Origin of the sequence: Cryobacterium sp. PH31-AA6, from assembly GCF_030063195.1 — a bacterium.
Lineage (GTDB): Bacteria > Actinomycetota > Actinomycetes > Actinomycetales > Microbacteriaceae > Cryobacterium.
In genome coordinates this window covers 21,366-37,557 of record NZ_JASISS010000018.1, presented here as the reverse complement: position 1 = coordinate 37,557, position 16,192 = coordinate 21,366, and the positions used below count along the sequence as shown (strand labels likewise).

Genomic DNA, 16,192 nt, shown 5'->3' with positions numbered 1-16,192 from the left:
CACGCTACGCCGACCCGCCGGCCAGTCAAGGGTTCCGCCCTCGCTGTGCGCGAACGCGCCCGTGTACCGCCCCCGGTGAGGTGTTCTGCGCCCCGGCATGCGAAGCTGGAATGTGCGCACCACCTCGACCACCAGTCCCCTCCGTTATCTCGTTGGTGCTTTCTTCTCGATCGCGGTCCTGGTCGTGATCTACCTGTTCTCCGTGCGCACCCTCGCCGGCCAGACCATGGACCAGCTCGCCTTCGACGGAGCCGAGTTCGGGCGTCGCAGCGTGACCCCGTTTACCCAGCAGGTGCTCGACGCCCTGCCACTGGTCTCCGTGGTCGCCGGGGCGACGGTGGCCGGCATCCTCACCGCCGTCCGACGCAACCTGCACACCCTGATCGTCGCGGTCGGCTCGGCGCTCGGCGCGGTGCTGACCACCCAGATTCTCAAGGGCTGGCTGCTGACCCGGCCCGATCTCGGAGTCGACGGCTACGCCGCCAATTCGTTCCCCTCCGGGCATACGACCGTGGCCGCGGCATCCGCCCTCGCCGTCTTCCTCGTTTCCAGCCCCCGCACCCGGTGGCTGAGCGCACTCGCGGGCGCGGCCTTCGCGGTGGTCGCGGGCGTGTCGACCCTCGCCAACGGCTGGCACCGACCGAGCGACGTGATCGCGGCCCTGCTGGTCGTCGCCGTCTGGGGGTGCGCCGGCGGTGTCGCGCTGACCGTGTGGCGCGGCGACGACCCGACCACGATCGAGCCCGTGCCGGCGGTGGGCGCGCGGATGCAGGTGAAGATATTGGTGCCTTTCCTCGTCGTGGCCATCTCCGCTTTCCTGGTGACGTTCTTCAGGGCCTTCGGCACGACGCCCGGCCCCCTGATCGCCTACATCGGCGGGGTGGCCGCGATCATCGCCTCCGGCTTCGCCGTCGCGCTCACGGCAACGCGGCTGTTCTCCCGGTTGCCCTGACCCGCCCTGCCTCGCCCTGCCTCGCCCCTGACAGCCCGCCCGGACCGCGCCAGCCCGCTCGACCGCCCGGCCCCCGCGCAAGGCCGCGCCCGTTTCCGCAGGCCGCGCCCGCCATTGCGGGCGCGGCGTGCGGAAACCGGCGCGGGCTGGGCGGTGCTCGTCTGCGTGGGTCTGCGGAAACCGGCGCGGACGCGCGCCGGGGCCGGGCGGCATCCGTGCGCCGGGCCCGCACTGCCGGTCGGGTTACAGCTTGTGGATGTTGGTGCGGGCGAGCCGCACGGCCTCGCCGACCCCGCCGTTGAGCACCACGCGGGACAGGGCGAGTGCGAAGCCGCGCACCTGCGCGCCCGTGATCGTCGGCGGCATACTGAGCGCGAGCGGATCCGTGACCAGGTCGACCAGTGCCGGCCCCGGGTGTGCGAAGGCGCGCAGGAGCGCGCCGCGGATCTCAGCGGGGTCCTCGACCCGCTGCCCGTAGATGCCGACAGCGTTCGCGACCGCGGCGTAGTCGACCGCGGGCACGTCGACGCCGAAGTCCGGGTAGCCGTCCACGAGCATCTCGAGCTTGACCATGCCGAGGGTCGAGTTGTTGAACACGACGATCTTCACGGGCAGCTTCTGGGCGGCGACGGTGACGAGTTCGCCCATCAGCATCGAGAGGCCGCCGTCGCCGGACAGCGTGATGACCTGCCGGTCCGGATGGCTGGCCTGGGCTCCGATCGCCTGGGGGAGAGCGTTCGCCATCGAGCCGTGCAGGAGTGAGGCCAGCATCCGCCGGCGCCCGTTCGGATTGATGTAGCGGGCCGCCCAGACATTGCACATGCCGGTGTCCGCGATGAAGACGGCGTCGTCGCTGGCGACCTCGTCGAGGATCGCGGCCGCGTACTCCGGGTGGATCGGGGTGCGCCGCTCCACGTTGCGCGGGTTGCCGTCGACCTTTTCCATCAGTTGCTCGTGGTGCTTCTGCGTCTTCTCGAGGAAGCCCCGGTCGGCGGTTCGGGTGATCAGCGGGGTCACCGCGGCGATGGTCGCGGCCACGTCACCGTGCACGGGCACGGTCACGTTCGCGCGGCGGCCGAGATGTTCGGCACGGATGTCCACCTGTGCGATCACGACGTCCCGTCCGTCCGGCAGGAACTGCGAGTACGGGAAATCGGTGCCGAGCAGGATCAGCAGGTCGGCATCGTGCATGCCGTCGTGGGCGGCGCCGTAGCCGATCAGCCCGGTCATGCCCACGTCGAAGGGGTTGTCGTACTGGATCCATTCCTTGCCGCGCAGAGAGTGCCCCATCGGCGCGGCCAGCAGGTCGGCGAAGGCGACGACCTCGTCGTGCGCCCCGGCCACCCCGATCCCGGCAAAGATGGCGATCTGCCGCGCGCTGTTGATGGCGGAGGCGAGCCGTTCGACATCCGTTGGAGAGGGAATCAGGGTGCCGGGGAGGGAGAGGGTGAAAGCGGGTGCGACCCCGTCGGCGTCGAGTTCGGCGATATCGCCCGGCAGACTGACCACGGCGACCCCGCCGAGGCCGATCGCGTGCCGCATCGCCATGCTCACGACGCGCGGGGCCTGAGCTGACGAGCTGACGAGCTCGCAGTAGTTGGAGCACTCGACGAAGAGCCGGTCCGGGTGGGTCTCCTGGAAGAAGGAACTGCCGATCTGGACGCTCGGGATGTGGCTCGCGATCGCGAGGACGGGAGCTCCGGAGCGGTGCGCGTCGTAGAGGCCGTTGATCAGGTGCAGGTTGCCGGGACCGCAGCTGCCGGCACAGACCGCGAGTTCGCCGGTGAGCTGTGCCTCGGCGCCGGCGGCGAAGGCCGCGGCCTCTTCGTTGCGCACGTGCACCCAGTCGATGCCGCCCTTCGCGGACCCGCCGCTGCGCCGCACGGCGTCGACGAGCGGGTTGAGGCTATCGCCGACGATGCCGTAGATGCGGCGCACCCCGGCCTCGATGAGCTGGGCGATGATTTGGTCTGCGACGGTCGTGGCCATAAAGCTCCCTCGAATAGATGGGATGCGGCTCGCACGGTGATGGCGCGCGTCCACGGCGTCCCCAGCGACTCCCAGCTTATGCCTCGGGATTGGGGGCTGTGCCGACGCGGGGGTGCGTGTAACACTGGGGCTATGTCCGTGACTCTGAGAGCGCTGCAGACCGTGGTTCCCCCGACAATCCTGGTGCAGGAGCAGGTGCGCGACGTCTTCGCGGCCCAACCGGGACTGAGCCGCCTGGGCCAACGCCTGGTGACGGCATCCTTCAATCTGTCGGGAATCGACCGGCGGCACACCGTGATCGACGAGCTCACCCTCGATTCGGACAAAGCCGACCCGCAGTTCTTCGATGCCGCAACCCAGCGCCTGCTGATGCCGGGCACCCGGGTGCGGAATGAGCTCTACATCGTCGAGGCCACGAAGCTGTTCGTCGAGGCGGGACGCCGGGCGCTCGCCGCCTGCCCTGACATCGACGCGGCCGACGTGACGCACGTGGTCACGGTTTCGTGCACCGGGTTCTACGCCCCGGGGCCCGACTACATGCTCGTGCGCGAACTGGGGCTCAGCCCGGCCACGCAGCGGTACCACCTCGGTTTCATGGGCTGTTACGCGTCGATGCCGGCGTTGCGCACGGCCAAACAATTCGTCGAGGCCGACCCGAACGCGGTCGTACTGGTCGTCAGCGCCGAGCTCTGCTCGCTGCACCTGCGCACCTCGGACGACCCGGACACGATCGTCGCCTCCTCGCTGTTCTCCGATGGCGCCGCCGCGGGGATCGTCAGTTCCCGCTCGCCGGCGCCGGGCGAGGTGGCCCTGGATCTTGACCGGTTCGAGACCGTGATCACCCCGGTCGGTGAGGGCGACATGGCCTGGAAGATCGGCGACGAGGGCTTCGAAATGGTGCTGAGCACCTACGTTCCGCACATCATCGACGAACACATCGAGGCGGCCCTCGCGCCGCTCTTCGCCGGGGACGCGTCTCTCGTCGCCGCGCTGACGCCGCCGGCCGCTGAGTTGAAGCGTGAACTGGTGGGCGCGGTGGCCGGCGGGTCGGGTGCCGTGCCGGCGGAGTCGCCGACCGGGACACCGTCGGGGGTCGGCGCGGCGACGCTGAGCAGCGCGATTGCGCACTGGGCGATCCACCCGGGCGGGCGCAGCATCCTGGACAAGACCGAAGCGAAGCTGGGGCTGACCGAGGCGCAGCTCGTGCCGTCGCGCGAAACCCTGCGCCAGTACGGCAATATGAGCAGCGCCACGGTCCTGTTCGTGCTCAAGGCCATCCTCGATGCCCCGGCCACCGCCGACGGTGAACGGGTCTGCGCGATGGCGTTCGGGCCTGGCCTCACGGTCGAGTCCGGCCTGATGACCGTCACCGCCGGATAGTCCAACGTGGGCATCCCCTCCCTGCGGCGGCGCGCGAGCGACGCCGTCGAGTTGATGGACGACCCCGGCTGCGACCCGGAGCGGCTGGACCGCACCTACGCGAACTTCCGGTTCGTGAACGCGGTCGTATCGGGCTGGCGTGGGATGTACCGGCGGGAGATCCGGCCGGCGCTGTCGGGCACGAGAGAGCGCACCCTGCTCGATATCGGCTCCGGTGGCGGCGACGTGGCCAGGGCGCTCGCCCGCTGGGCGGCCCGCGACGGACTCCGCCTGAACGTGACGGCGATCGACCCGGACGCCAGGGCCCACGCCTACGCCACCGGCCTGAGGGCGATACCGGGGCTCACGTTCCGGCGGGCGCTGAGTTCCGAGCTGGTCGCCGAGGGCGCTCGTTTCGACTTCGTCGTCTCCAACCACGTGCTGCACCACCTGACCGCGGAACAGCTCGGCGGCCTGCTCGCGGACTCGGAGCACCTGGCCGCCGGCCGGGTGCTGCACGGCGACATCGAGCGAGGCCGGTTCGCCTACCTCGGCTTCGGGCTGGGCAGCTGGCCGTTCTTTCGCCGGTCGTTCATCCGCGACGACGGGCTCACCTCGATCCGACGCAGCTTCACCGCGGCCGAGCTGCGGCAGGTCGTTCCGCCCGGTTGGCGAGTGACCCGGGAGAGGCCATCGCGCCTCGTGCTGCGCTGGGCGCCCCCTGCGCGGCCGAGCCTTGAGTCGGGGAGAGCGGCGGGTCGGGCCGCCGAGCAGACGGGTGCGAGGCCGGGGGATGCGTGACGTCATCGTCGTCGGCGGGGGCCCGGTCGGCATCCTGCTGGCCGGCTTACTCGCCGTGCGCGGGCTCGACGTGGAGGTGCTCGAGCGGCGGAGCGAGCCGTCGATGCGGTCCAGGGCCATCGGCATCCACCCGCCCTCGCTCCTGGCGCTCAGGCAACTGGGCGTGGTGGACACGATCATCGACCGGGCGGTCAGGATCAGCGGGGGAGAGGTGCGCTCCGACGGGCGCAGCCTGGGCCGACTGAGGTTCGCCGAGACCGACGATCCGTACCAGCGCGTCATCTCGCTGCCGCAGTTCGAGACGGAGGCCGTGCTGCGCGCCCGGTTCGCGGAGCTCCGCCCGGGGCGGTTCCGTGGCGGCGCGACCGTGACCGGTGTGCGCGACCGGGGCGACCGGGTCGAGGTCGCCTTCGCCTCGGATGACGGGGACGCCCGCGAGCCGGGGCGCGTCGAGGCGCGGTACGTCGTGGCGGCGGACGGCGCTCGCAGCCGGGTGCGGGACCTGCTCGGCATCCGCTGCGCCGCCCAGACCGGTGGTGAGACCTACCTGATGAGCGAGTATGCCGATAACGGCATGCACGGCGGGGAAGCGCTGCTGTTCTTCGAGCGGGGCGGGGTGGTCGAGTCGTTTCCGCTGCCCGGCGGGCGGCGACGGTGGGTGGCCATGACCCCGACGCTGTTGACCGACGCGACAAGCCTGGACCTGGCGACCCTCGTGCGGGATCGCACGGGGATCGAGCTGCCGCCGACGGAGGCTGTGGCGAGCGCCTTCGCCGTGCAACAGCGACTGGCTCGGCGGCTCGTGGCCGGCCGGATCGTGCTGGTCGGCGACGCCGCCCACCAGATCAGCCCGATCGGCGGGCAGGGGATGAACCTCGGCTGGCTTGACGCCTTGCAGCTCGCGCCCGCGCTGGAGCGGGCCATTCGCGACCCGGCCGCCGCGGCAGCCGTGCTCGCCGGTTACGACCGCCGCCGCCGGCGCAGCGCCCGGATGGCCGCGCGCCAGGCCGGCTTCAACATGGCGATGGGCCGCCCGGCGACCGGGTTGCGGCTCCGGGCCCGGAACGGCCTCGTGCGCGCGCTCGCCGTACCGCCGGCGAGCGCGATCCTGGCCCGCGCCTTCACCATGCGCTGGCTCTAGCCGCCCCTGCCCGGCCGCCCGTCCCTGGCCGGGCCTAGCCGAGAAAGGCTGCGCCGTGCGGGCGGCGCAGGCCGTGCACGACGACGTCGCCGACCACGCCGGGGCTGAGCGGGGTGGACACCGTCGCACCGTTTGCGCGGTCCGGCTCGAGGCCGAGCACGGTGCCGAGCACCGAGACTGCGGCGGCGGCCGACCACGCCTGCGGCCGGCACGCGGCCGGGTAGGGAACCGCCGTCGCGAGCCGGCCGGCGGAGTCCCCTGAGTGGAGCTCCGGCATCCGGTAGTCGAAGGATTCCGCCGCGGCGAGCAGCCCCTCGATCAGGGTGCCGGCCTCGGCGCCGAAGCCTTCCCAGCCGAGCCCGGCGATCGCGATGGCGGTGTCGTGCGTCCAGACCGAGCCGCCGTGGTAGCTCAGCGGCCAGTAGCCGGTCGAGTCGGTCGACATCGTGCGGAGCCCGAACCCGGAGTTGAGCTCGGGAGAGACCAGACGGGCCGCGACGAGCGCGGATTCCTCGTGGCTGAGCAGCCCGGTGCCCAGGAGGTGGCCGATGTTACTCGTCACGGTGTCGACCGGGCGTTTGGACGCGTCGAGGGCCACCGCCGGGTAGCGGCCATCCGGTGAGTCGATCCAGAACGATTCCCGGAACCGGGTCTTGAGCCCCGCGGCCCAGGCCCGCCACTCGGTGGCGCCGGGCCGGCCGAACGCCTCGAGCAGCGCGGCGCCGCCGATAGCGGCCTGGTATGCGTAGGCCTGCACCTCGCACAGGGCGATCGGGCCATCGGCGAGCGTGCCGTCCCGCCACTGGATCGAGTCCCCGGAGTCCTTCCAACCCTGGTTCGCGAGGCCGTGCCCCGTGATGTCGACATATTCGAGGAAACCGTCGCCATCGCTGTCGCCGAAGTCGCGCATCCAGCCGAGTGCGGCCTCGAGGTTCGGCAGAAGCGCCTCCACCTCGGCATCGGCCATGCCCCACCGGTACGCGTCGCTGAGCAGGCAGATCCACAGCGGCGTCGCGTCAACGGTCCCGTAGTACAGCGGCGGCAGGCTCAGTTCCTCGCCCGGCATCGAGAACACGTCCGGCCGCAACTCGTGCATGATCTTTCCGGGCTGCTCGGCCGTCTCGGTGTCGGAGACGGTGCCCTGCAGCTCGGCGAGCAGGCGCAGCGTCGACGCCGCGAGACCGGTACCAAGCGGCAGCATGAACCGCGCAGCCCAGATCGAGTCCCGGCCGAACAGGGTGAAGAACCACGGCGCCCCGGCCGCGAGGAACGCCCGGTCCGGGCTCTGCGTCGTCGCCATCCGGAGCCCGGAGAGGTCGTCGAGTGCGCGCTGCACCCAGCGGCCGAGTCGGGCGTCGCCGGACTGAACCGAGACGCCGGCCCACTCCGGGAGGCCGGCGGCGGCCTGAACGACGGTCGCCTCGTGTGCAACGTCGACGCTCCACTCCACGGTGACGCTCCCGTGGGCGGGCACCTCGACGGACCATTCCGCCGAAACCGCTGGGGGCGAGTCAGGAGCGGCAGTCGGGTCGGAGGTCCCGGCCGACGCAACCGTCGTCGTCGCCTCACCGAATCGCGCGGTCGCGGTCACCGATGACGCCGCGAGACGGATGCCGCCGGCCACCCGCTCGACGGAGATCACGGGCGGCTCAGGCAGCTCGGTCGCCGCCCACGCGTGCCGCTTGTGCGGGTCGGCGAGGCCGGCCTTGACCGTCTGCATGTCGGAGAAGTCGGGCTGCAGGTGCAGCGCGAGCGTCGTCGCAAAAGCCGCGTCGAGCCCGGAGCTGATCGTGATCCGCTCGGACAGCCGGCCGGGGGACACCGTTCGCGTCAGATCGAGCCGCAGCCGTGGGTCGGCGCTGCGGTCGTCGAGGTGGCGGAGCAGTGAGGTGAACGTGGCCTCGCCGGCACCGTTCTGGGAGAACGAGATCGCTTCGCCCGTTGCGCCGCCGACCAGGAGGTTCCAGTCCGCGAGGATGCGGGTGTCGGCGTGATAGAGACCGTGGATCGGCAACGAGGTGCCGCCGTCGGCGCCCGACCAGGCCTGGCTCGGGGCGGCCAGGACGATCAGTGAATCGTGGAGTAACGGCTGGACAGGATGGGGGGACATGGTGAAGGACGACTCCTGGCTAGTGACACGGATGCCCATTGACTGGGCGGTGAGAGGGGACCGACGAGGCCGCTGCGAACGCAAGGCGAAGGCACCGGCAGCGTCGGCGGATGACTGCGGCGCGGCTGCTACTCCTTCACCGCGCCGTCGGTCGTGTTCATGATCCGTTTCTGGAAGATGAAGAACATCACGGCGACCGGGATGGTCATGATCGCCGCCGCCGCGAGCTTGAGCGGGTACTGGGTGCCCTGGCTGAGCTGGCCGGAGGCGAGCGAAGCAACCCCCTTCGTGAGCGTGGTCAGCTCGGGGGACTGGGTCGCGACGATGAAGTGCGACAGCTCGTTCCAGGAGCCCTGGAACGACAGGATGATGATCGTGATCAGGGCGGGCCTGGCCATCGGCAGCACGATCGACCAGAACACCCGGAAGGTGCCCGCACCGTCGATCCGCGCCTGCTCCTCGACGCTGGCCGGGATCGACTCGAAGAAGTTCTTCATGATGAAGACGCCCGCGGCATCCGTGAGGAGCGGCACGATCATTCCGACGTAGGTGTCGTAGATGCCGATCTGGTTGATCACAAGGAACTTCGGGATGAGCAGGACCACACCGGGCACGCTCATCACGGCGATCAGGCCGGCGAAGATTGCTGCGCGGCCGCGGAACTGCAGCCGGGCGAGGGCATAACCCGCGAGCGAGTTGAAAAACACTCGCCCGAGGGTGACGAAGATCGTGACAATGGCGGAGTTCTTGAACCACACCGGGAAATCGGAGTTGACGAAGAGCTTCTGGTAGGCCGCGGTCGACCAGGTCTGGGGGAGCAGCGAGATGGGATTGCTGGCCGCCTCGACATCCGTTTTGAACGAGGTCGCGACCTGCACGAGGAACGGGGCGATGTAGATGATCGCGAGCACCGTGAGGATCGCATACATCAGGGACCGACCGGCGACGGCGCGGGTGGGGAGCTTCTCGCGGCTGAGCGAACGGAGCTTGCGGGACGGGCTGACCGTTGGCGCGCTCATCGTGAATCTCCGGATTTCGTGGTCGAGGCGGGTTTCGTTGCCGTGGCCGCCAGGGCGACCGAGGCGGCAGGGTTCGTGAGATATGGCCGCATCCGGCGATTGGACACCGGGCGTTCCTTGAGTACCCAGCGCTGGAACAGGGTAAAGAACACGATGATCACGAAGAGGATGAACGCGATCGCGGCGCCCTGTCCCCAGGCCTGGTTGGTGAATGCGGTCTGGTAGGAGAGGTAAGCCGGGGTCAGCGTTGTCTTACCCGGCGCGCCCTGGGTCCCGGTGTAGATCTGGTCGAAGACCTGCCAGCTGCCGATCAGCCCGAGGGTCAGCACCGTGAAAAGGGTGGGACGGAGCTGGGGGAGGGTGACCCGCCAGAACCGCTGCCAGCCGTTGGCGCCGTCCATCATTGCGGCCTCGGCGACCTCGCCGCTGAGGTTCTGCAGCGCAGCGATGAAGAGCAGCATGAAGGTTCCACTCGTCGTGAAGACCGCCATGATGATGAATGCGGTCATCGCGACGGAGGGGCCGGAGAGCCAGTCCCACTAGGAGACGCCGAGAAACGAGCCGGCGGTGAGGGCTGCGGGGCCCTGGGTCACTCCGAACAGCCGCAGGAAGTTGTGTACGATCCCGCTCGGATCGTTGAACCAGTTGGGCCCGTTGATGCCGATGAAGGAGAGCAGCTTGTTGACCGCGCCGGTCGCACTGAAGAGGAAGAGCCAGAGCACGGTGATGGCGACCGAACTCGTCACCGAGGGAAAGTAGAACGCGGTGCGGAAGAAGCCGCGGCCTCGGAGGAACTGCCGGTTGACCAGCACGGCGAGCAGGAGGGAGAGGGCGGTCTGGATCGGGACGACCAGCATGACGTACCACGCGTTATTGCGCAGTGCCGTGCCGAAGTCCTGTTCGGCCAGGCCGCCCCCGCCCAGGAGGGTGGAATAGTTGTCGAAGCCGACGAAATTCACGTTGCCACCGAAGGGGCTGCCGCGGCCGCCCCAGTCGGAAAAGCTGACCCACAGGGCCATGAGCACCGGGACGACGAGGAACATCCCGAGCAGGATGATCATCGGGGCGGTGAAGAGCCACCCCGAGGCGGCCTCGCCGCCCCGGATCCCGGAGCGGCGTGACGTGAGTGCGGGCTTCGGCATGTCGAACTACTTCAGCAGCGCTTCGAGGTTCTTCTGGGCGGCGTCGAGGATCTGCTGGGGATCGCCCGACTTGAGCGACTCGAGCTTCGAGTTCAGCTCGGTCACGACATCCGCCGCGCCCTTCGCGGTCGGCGTGCCGACGGCGTAGTCCGCACCGTTGAGGAACGGGACGAGCGCCGCGTTCGCGGTCTTCCAGTCGGAAGCCGCCGACTTGATCGACGGCATCGGGCCGAAGGCGGTGGAGAAGGCCAGCTGGGAGTCCTTGCTGGTCAACTGTTCGACGAGCCCCAGCGCGGCGGCCTGGTTGGGGCTGTCGGCGGCGATGCCCCAGCAGTTGGTGAACTGCATGGTGCCCTTGCCGGCCGGGCCGGCCGGAAGCTCAGCAACCGTGTACTTCACGTCCGGGAAGTCGTTGGACATGGCACCGGTGATCCAGTTGCCCTCAATCGTCATGGCCGCGAGCTGCTTACCGAAGGCCTCGCCGCCCCAGCCTGCTCCCACGTCCTTGGCGTACTTCATCACGCCGTCGTTCAGGAGTTTCTTCACCTCGGTGAGGCCCGCGACGGCCTCCGGGGTGTTCGCGGTCGCCTTCGAGCTGTCCTCGTTCATGAGGTTGCCGCCGGCCTGCGCCATGAAGGCGCCGGCGCGAGCGTACTCGCCACCGATGGCGAGACCGATCTGGTCAGGGGTGGTCAGCTTCTTGGCCACGGTTTCGAGCTGGTCCCACGTCGTGGGGATGTCCGCGTCGGTGAGTCCGGCCTTCGCCCAGGCATCCGTGTTGATCACGAGGCCGAGGGTGGAGAAATCTTTGGGTGCGCAGTAGAACTGGCCGTCGTAAGTGAAGGACTTCACGAGGCTCGGGTAGAAATCGCCCTTGTTGGAGAGGCTGTCGCCGTAGGCGAGCAGGGAACCGTTCGATGCGTAGCCGGCGAGGGCATCCGTGGACAGGTAGAACACATCGGCCGGTTTCTTGGCGGCGAAGCCCTGGGCGAGCTGCTGGTTGAGGTCGCTGGCAACGGAGACCGTTGCCGCCGTGCCGCTCGATGCCGCCCAGGACGCGACCGCGGAGTTGACCGCCTTTGTCTCGGCGTCGCCGCTCGAACCGATGAGGACGGTGAGGCTCTTGCTTGAGTCGCTCGTCAGCTTGCCGTCGCTGGAGCCCGCGGAGTCGCCGCCGCTGAATCCGGAGCTGCAGGCGCTGAGGGCGAGGACGCCAGTCAGGGCGAGGCCGGATCCGATCAGCCAGCGGGAGTTGCGTCGTTGCATTGTTATTCTCCTTCGGTCGCGCTCTATGGCGCGATTTGCGTGTGTGATGGTCACGATAGCCGACTTTATTTGATCGATCAAATGTTTTCTTGGATCGATAAAATATTTGCTGTGCCGGGTCGATCAATATCCGTGATCGAGGTCGAGGGATGCCGTCGGGTCGCGGGGCGGTCGGGAGGAGTGGGACTGGCCGAACGCGCTAGTCTGACTTTTATCGTTCAACCCACGCGGCACAAGGCACGGGGAGCTATCGGACAGGAGCGGCAATGGCTGAATTCCCCACGGTGACCGACGTTGCCCTGGCTGCCGGGGTTTCCCGCCAGACCGTGTCGAATGTGATGAATTCACCCGAGATCGTGCGCCTGGACACGCGCACGCGCGTGGAGGCTGCCATCGAATCGCTCGGCTACCGCCCGCACGCCTCCGCCAGGCGGCTGCGCACCCGACGGAGCTCGACGATCGGTATCCGTCTGGACCCGATGATCGACGGGATCTCGGGCTCCGTGCTCGACAGTTTCCTGCACGCCCTGACCGAACAGGCCGACGCCAAGGGGCTGCGCGTGCTGTTGTTCACGGCAACAAGCCCCGAGGACGAGATCGCCCAGTTCCGGCGCCTGAACGACGGGGCGGATGTCGACGGTTTCGTGTTGACGTCGACATCGGCCGGTGATCCGCGCACGAAATGGCTGCTGAAGAAGAAGATTGCCTTCGTTACCTTTGGGCGGCCGTGGGGAAGCGACGACCTGAATCAGCCGGAACACCTCTGGGTGGATGTCGACGGCTGGCATGGTCTGCACTCGGCTACCCGGGCGCAGCAGGAGGCCGGCGCGAAACGTATCGCGTTCATTGGCTGGCCGAGCCCGTCCGGAACGGGTGACGACCGCCGGAGGGGCTGGCACGACGCCATGCTCGAACGCGGCGACGTGCCGGAGGCTGAACTCGCCCGTCTCGAGGTCGTCACCGCTGACGGGGTCAGCGAGGGTACGGCGGCCATGCAGCGGCTGCGCGCCGCCGCGGGGCGGATCGACGCCGTCCTCTGCGCGAGCGACTCGCTCGCCCTCGGCGCCATGATCGCCAACCCGGAGCGGATTCCCGTCACGGGCTACGACAACACGCCGATCGCCGCCGCGATCGGGCTATCGAGCGTCGACCAGTCCGTCGACGAGGTTGCCGCCGGCGTGCTCGAGTTGCTGACCGGGGAGTTCGAGGGCCGGATCGACGCCGCACCGGAGTCGACCGCGCCGCGCCACCGGCTGGTCAAGCCGCGCCTGGTCGAACGGCGGTTCGCCGCCATCCCCATGGACCCCGCCGGGACCCCGACCCGCTCGCCCGCAGTGCCTGCCGTTGACCCCGTCCCGAATTGACGCGTAACACCTGGTTTTCGCCGGCCCCCATCACCCTGGGCCGGCTCTAGCCGCCCCTCACCTGCTGCCCCCTCACCGGCACAGGGGGTCCTGCGTCGGTCTTGGGCATAACTCCTGCAATTCGGCCGGGGGCTTCTGAAGTTGCCCGTGATTCCGAGGCGCGGATCAGCCGGAGTCAGAAATTGCAGGAGTTATGCACGGAAGACCCGGGAAGCTTCGGTCGGCGGCGCGGATGCTCGGCTAGGGTGACGCCATGACTCACCCCGGCACCGTTCAGACACCCGCGACCCTCGCCCTCCCCGCAGCGTGGGACCTCACCGGGCGCACGGCGCTGGTCACCGGGGCCGGAAGCGCATCCGGCATCGGTTTCGCCGCGGCACGGATGCTCGGCGAGCTCGGCGCCCGGGTGGTGCTCACCGCGACGAGCGAACGGGTGCACGATCGCGTCGCGGAGCTGGCGGCCCTGGGCCTGGGAGTAGACGCAACGGGCATCGTCTGCACCCTCGACGCCGCGGCCGGCGCCTGGGTGCTCGCCGAGGCGCTGGCCGCCGCGAACCTTGCCCCGACGATTCTCGTGAACAACGCCGGCATGGTCGCGGTCGGCGACGCCGGGATGCTGCACGGGGACGTGACCACGAGCCCGGAGGAGTGGGACCGTGGCCTCGCCATCAACCTCTCGACGGCGTTCCACGCCACCCGGACCGTGGTCGGCTTCATGCGGGCGGCGGGCTGGGGTCGCGTCGTGACGGTGTCGAGCGTGAGCGGGCCGGTGATGGCGTCGCGCGGCGATGTCGCCTACGCCGCGGCCAAGGCCGGGCTCGCCGGCCTCACCCGGGCGCTCGCCGTGGACGAAGCCGAGCACGGCATCACGGCGAACGCGGTCGCCCCCGGCTGGATCGAGACGGGCTCCCAGCTCGACAGCGAAGCGATCGAAGGCGGCCTCGTGCCCGCCGGGCGGAGCGGGACGGCCGCGGAAGTGGCATCCGTGATCGCCTGGCTCGCCTCGCCGGGGGCCTCCTACGTCACCGGCCAGACGATCGTCGTCGACGGCGGGAACAGCATCGCCGAGGAACGCCGCCGATCCCGCTGACCGGCCGGCCGGGTGACCTTCGCCCCGGCAAAGGCATCCCCGCGCCCAACCCTGCATAACTCCTGCAAATCGGAGGCTGCCAGGATTTTCGGCCCGGGATTCCGGGGCAGGCGGATGCCGGCTCCATAAATAGCAGGAGTTATGCCAGGGGCGGGCGGGGAGTAGGCGGGGGAGGGGAGGCTCGGCGTGCAGTTGAATGGTGCAGTGACTTCTGCACTCGTTGACCAGCTCCGAGCCGACCTCGGCGCCGCCCACTACTCCGTTTCGGCGCTGACCGGACTGTGGGGGAGAGAAGCGGATGCCGCGCTCCGTCGCAACCAGCGGGTGCCGGCCCAGCGGGCGCTCGACGCTCTCCGGGTCAGGCTCGGGCGGGCGGAATCGTCCGCGACCCTGGCGCAGCTGTTCGTGCTCGGCCTGCCCGTTTCGCGTGCCGATCTCGCGGCGGCCCTCCCCAGGCTCGGTGTGGTGGGCGCCCAGGCACTCGGGCTGGTGGCCGACGAGGCTCCGGCCGATGCACCCGGAACGGCGGCCCCGGCCGGCGCGCCGGCAACCGAGACCGGTACCGGCCCGGGCGGCCCCGGAACCCCGGAGGCGGCGGCGCTCCTGCGCCCACTGATCGAACTGCGGCCCTACAGCTTCGTCGACGAACACGGTGCCGGCAGCTGGTGGATCGCCTCCGACCTCGGCGAACTCGCGCTCGGCCGCGCGCTCGGCGAGACGCATGTGCTCGGCGTCGGCGGGGCCTCCCTCACCCTGAGCGGACTGCTGATCCCGGCCAGGGTGGCCACCGCGCTCGACCTCGGCACGGGCTGCGGCATCCAGGCCATGCACGCGGCCCGGCACGCCGACCGCGTGGTCGCGACCGACATCTCGGTGCGCGCCCTCGAACTGGCGGCGTTCAACGCCGAACTCAACGGCATTCCGAACATCGAATTCCGGCTCGGCAGCCTGTTCGAGCCGGTCGCGGGGGAGCGGTTCGACCACATCATCTCCAACCCGCCGTTCGTGATCACCCCGCGCACCGAGGGCGTTCCCAGCTACGAGTATCGCGACGGCGGCATGGTCGGCGACGCCCTCGTCGAGGCCGTCGTGCGCGGCGCCGCCGAACACCTCACGCCCGGCGGCATCGCCCAGCTGCTCGGCAACTGGGAATACCGCACCGATCAGGATGCCTTCAGCCGCCTCGACCATTGGCTCGACTCCCCGGATGCGCCGGCCGCCCCAGCCCCCGCGCCCGCCCTTGACGCGTGGATCATCGAGCGCGAGGTGCAGTCTCCCGCGCTCTACGCAGAGACCTGGATCCGCGACGGCGGCACCCGGCCGGGCACGGCCGACTTCGACCGGCTCTACGGCGCCTGGCTGGACGATTTCGAGGCCCGCGACGTCAGCCAGGTGGGGTTCGGCTACATGCTCCTCCGCCGTCCCGCCCGCGCCGAGACGGCCCTCCGCCGGCTCGAGCGACTGCCGGGCGCGCTCGGCCACAACCCGGCCGGCATCGGCAGCCACCTGGCAGCCTGCCTGGCCGCGCACGACAAAACGGCGGCGATGGATGACGCCCGCCTGGCCCGCACCAGGCTCACCGTGGCATCCGACGTCACCGAGGAACGTCACTACTGGCCGGGCCAGGAGGATCCGACGCTGATGACCCTGCACCAGGGCGGCGGATTCGGCCGCTCGGTGTCGCTGGACACGGCGCTCGCGGCCCTCGTCGGCGCGTGCGACGGCGACCTCGACGTCGGCTCGATCGTGTCGGCGCTCGCCGAGCTGCTGGACGCCGACGAGGGCGATCTCGCCGCCGAGCTCCTGCCCAGCGTGCGCGGCCTCATCGGCGACGGTTTCCTGCTCCCACCGGCCTGACCAACCGCGCACGCGCCCCGGCCGCGCGGGGGCGGCGGATGCACGGACGCCTGAGGTAGTTTGGGAGCAACCACACCGTCAAGCTCGGAGAGGAGAGCGTCC

The 16,192-nt window shown here is 69.9% G+C and carries 11 protein-coding genes and 1 pseudogene; 7 read left to right on the top strand and 5 right to left on the bottom strand.

Annotated features, from left to right (window positions below; genetic code table 11):
• Positions 1-97 precede the first annotated feature (97 nt).
• Entirely contained in the window at positions 98-952 is an 855-nt protein-coding gene (locus QMG61_RS12420) for a phosphatase PAP2 family protein (protein WP_283494637.1), read from the top strand.
• Positions 953-1,195: 243 nt separating this feature from the next.
• Here QMG61_RS12420 and QMG61_RS12415 read toward each other — a convergent pair whose 3' ends face one another.
• A complete protein-coding gene (locus tag QMG61_RS12415) occupies positions 1,196-2,941 on the bottom strand; it encodes a pyruvate dehydrogenase (RefSeq protein WP_283494636.1) in 1,746 nt (581 codons plus the stop codon).
• Positions 2,942-3,073: 132 nt separating this feature from the next.
• On the opposite strand from QMG61_RS12415, the gene QMG61_RS12410 reads away from it, so the two are divergent.
• From QMG61_RS12410 to QMG61_RS12400, 3 genes are read left to right on the top strand one after another with little or no spacing between them, the layout of a single operon-like run.
• Positions 3,074-4,321 carry a type III polyketide synthase gene (locus tag QMG61_RS12410; RefSeq protein WP_283494635.1) on the top strand — a complete coding sequence of 416 codons (1,248 nt, stop codon included), beginning with the start codon at positions 3,074-3,076 and terminating at the stop codon, positions 4,319-4,321.
• A 6-nt stretch (positions 4,322-4,327) separates the two neighbouring features.
• Positions 4,328-5,101, top strand: a complete 774-nt coding sequence (locus tag QMG61_RS12405; protein WP_283494634.1) for a class I SAM-dependent methyltransferase — start codon at positions 4,328-4,330, stop codon at positions 5,099-5,101.
• Complete coding sequence (locus tag QMG61_RS12400; protein ID WP_283494633.1) at positions 5,094-6,242, top strand: FAD-dependent oxidoreductase; 1,149 nt, start codon at positions 5,094-5,096, stop codon at positions 6,240-6,242. The genes QMG61_RS12405 and QMG61_RS12400 overlap by 8 nt, the downstream gene beginning before the upstream one ends.
• Before the next feature lie 34 nt (positions 6,243-6,276).
• On the opposite strand, the gene QMG61_RS12395 is transcribed toward QMG61_RS12400, so the two are convergent.
• From QMG61_RS12395 to QMG61_RS12380, 4 genes and pseudogenes are all read right to left on the bottom strand, one after another.
• The gene (locus QMG61_RS12395; protein WP_283494632.1) at positions 6,277-8,352 is read right to left on the bottom strand and encodes a glycogen debranching N-terminal domain-containing protein; all 2,076 of its coding nucleotides are present in this window, start codon (positions 8,350-8,352) and stop codon (positions 6,277-6,279) included.
• A 128-nt stretch (positions 8,353-8,480) separates the two neighbouring features.
• Entirely contained in the window at positions 8,481-9,281 is an 801-nt protein-coding gene (locus QMG61_RS12390; RefSeq protein WP_283494660.1) for a carbohydrate ABC transporter permease, read from the bottom strand.
• Between the two features lie 86 nt (positions 9,282-9,367).
• A pseudogene (locus tag QMG61_RS12385) lies at positions 9,368-10,513 on the bottom strand (carbohydrate ABC transporter permease).
• A gap of 6 nt (positions 10,514-10,519) precedes the next feature.
• Entirely contained in the window at positions 10,520-11,779 is a 1,260-nt protein-coding gene (locus QMG61_RS12380; protein WP_283494631.1) for a sugar ABC transporter substrate-binding protein, read from the bottom strand.
• A 266-nt stretch (positions 11,780-12,045) separates the two neighbouring features.
• Between QMG61_RS12380 and QMG61_RS12375 the strand changes: the two genes are divergently transcribed.
• The 3 genes from QMG61_RS12375 (at position 12,046) to QMG61_RS12365 (ending at position 16,090) form a co-directional block, all read left to right on the top strand.
• Positions 12,046-13,143 (top strand): LacI family DNA-binding transcriptional regulator, encoded by a 1,098-nt coding sequence (locus QMG61_RS12375; RefSeq protein WP_283494630.1) that lies wholly within the window; start codon positions 12,046-12,048, stop codon positions 13,141-13,143.
• Positions 13,144-13,396: 253 nt separating this feature from the next.
• The gene (locus QMG61_RS12370; protein WP_283494629.1) at positions 13,397-14,233 is read left to right on the top strand and encodes an SDR family oxidoreductase; all 837 of its coding nucleotides are present in this window, start codon (positions 13,397-13,399) and stop codon (positions 14,231-14,233) included.
• 204 nt (positions 14,234-14,437) lie between these two features.
• Positions 14,438-16,090, top strand: coding sequence for a DUF7059 domain-containing protein (locus QMG61_RS12365; protein WP_283494628.1), 1,653 nt, complete (start codon positions 14,438-14,440; stop codon positions 16,088-16,090).
• Positions 16,091-16,192 lie beyond the last annotated feature (102 nt).

What these genes read in the sequence shown, in the direction of transcription:
- QMG61_RS12395 (WP_283494632.1), bottom strand. Translation starts at nt 8,352, where the DNA reads ATGTCCCCCCATCCTGTCCAGCCGTTACTCCACGATTCACTGATCGTC.
- QMG61_RS12375 (WP_283494630.1), top strand. Translation starts at nt 12,046, where the DNA reads ATGGCTGAATTCCCCACGGTGACCGACGTTGCCCTGGCTGCCGGGGTT.
- QMG61_RS12390 (WP_283494660.1), bottom strand. Translation starts at nt 9,281, where the DNA reads ATGTATGCGATCCTCACGGTGCTCGCGATCATCTACATCGCCCCGTTC.
- QMG61_RS12380 (WP_283494631.1), bottom strand. Translation starts at nt 11,779, where the DNA reads ATGCAACGACGCAACTCCCGCTGGCTGATCGGATCCGGCCTCGCCCTG.
- QMG61_RS12370 (WP_283494629.1), top strand. Translation starts at nt 13,397, where the DNA reads ATGACTCACCCCGGCACCGTTCAGACACCCGCGACCCTCGCCCTCCCC.
- QMG61_RS12420 (WP_283494637.1), top strand. Translation starts at nt 98, where the DNA reads ATGCGAAGCTGGAATGTGCGCACCACCTCGACCACCAGTCCCCTCCGT.
- QMG61_RS12400 (WP_283494633.1), top strand. Translation starts at nt 5,094, where the DNA reads ATGCGTGACGTCATCGTCGTCGGCGGGGGCCCGGTCGGCATCCTGCTG.
- QMG61_RS12410 (WP_283494635.1), top strand. Translation starts at nt 3,074, where the DNA reads ATGTCCGTGACTCTGAGAGCGCTGCAGACCGTGGTTCCCCCGACAATC.
- QMG61_RS12415 (WP_283494636.1), bottom strand. Translation starts at nt 2,941, where the DNA reads ATGGCCACGACCGTCGCAGACCAAATCATCGCCCAGCTCATCGAGGCC.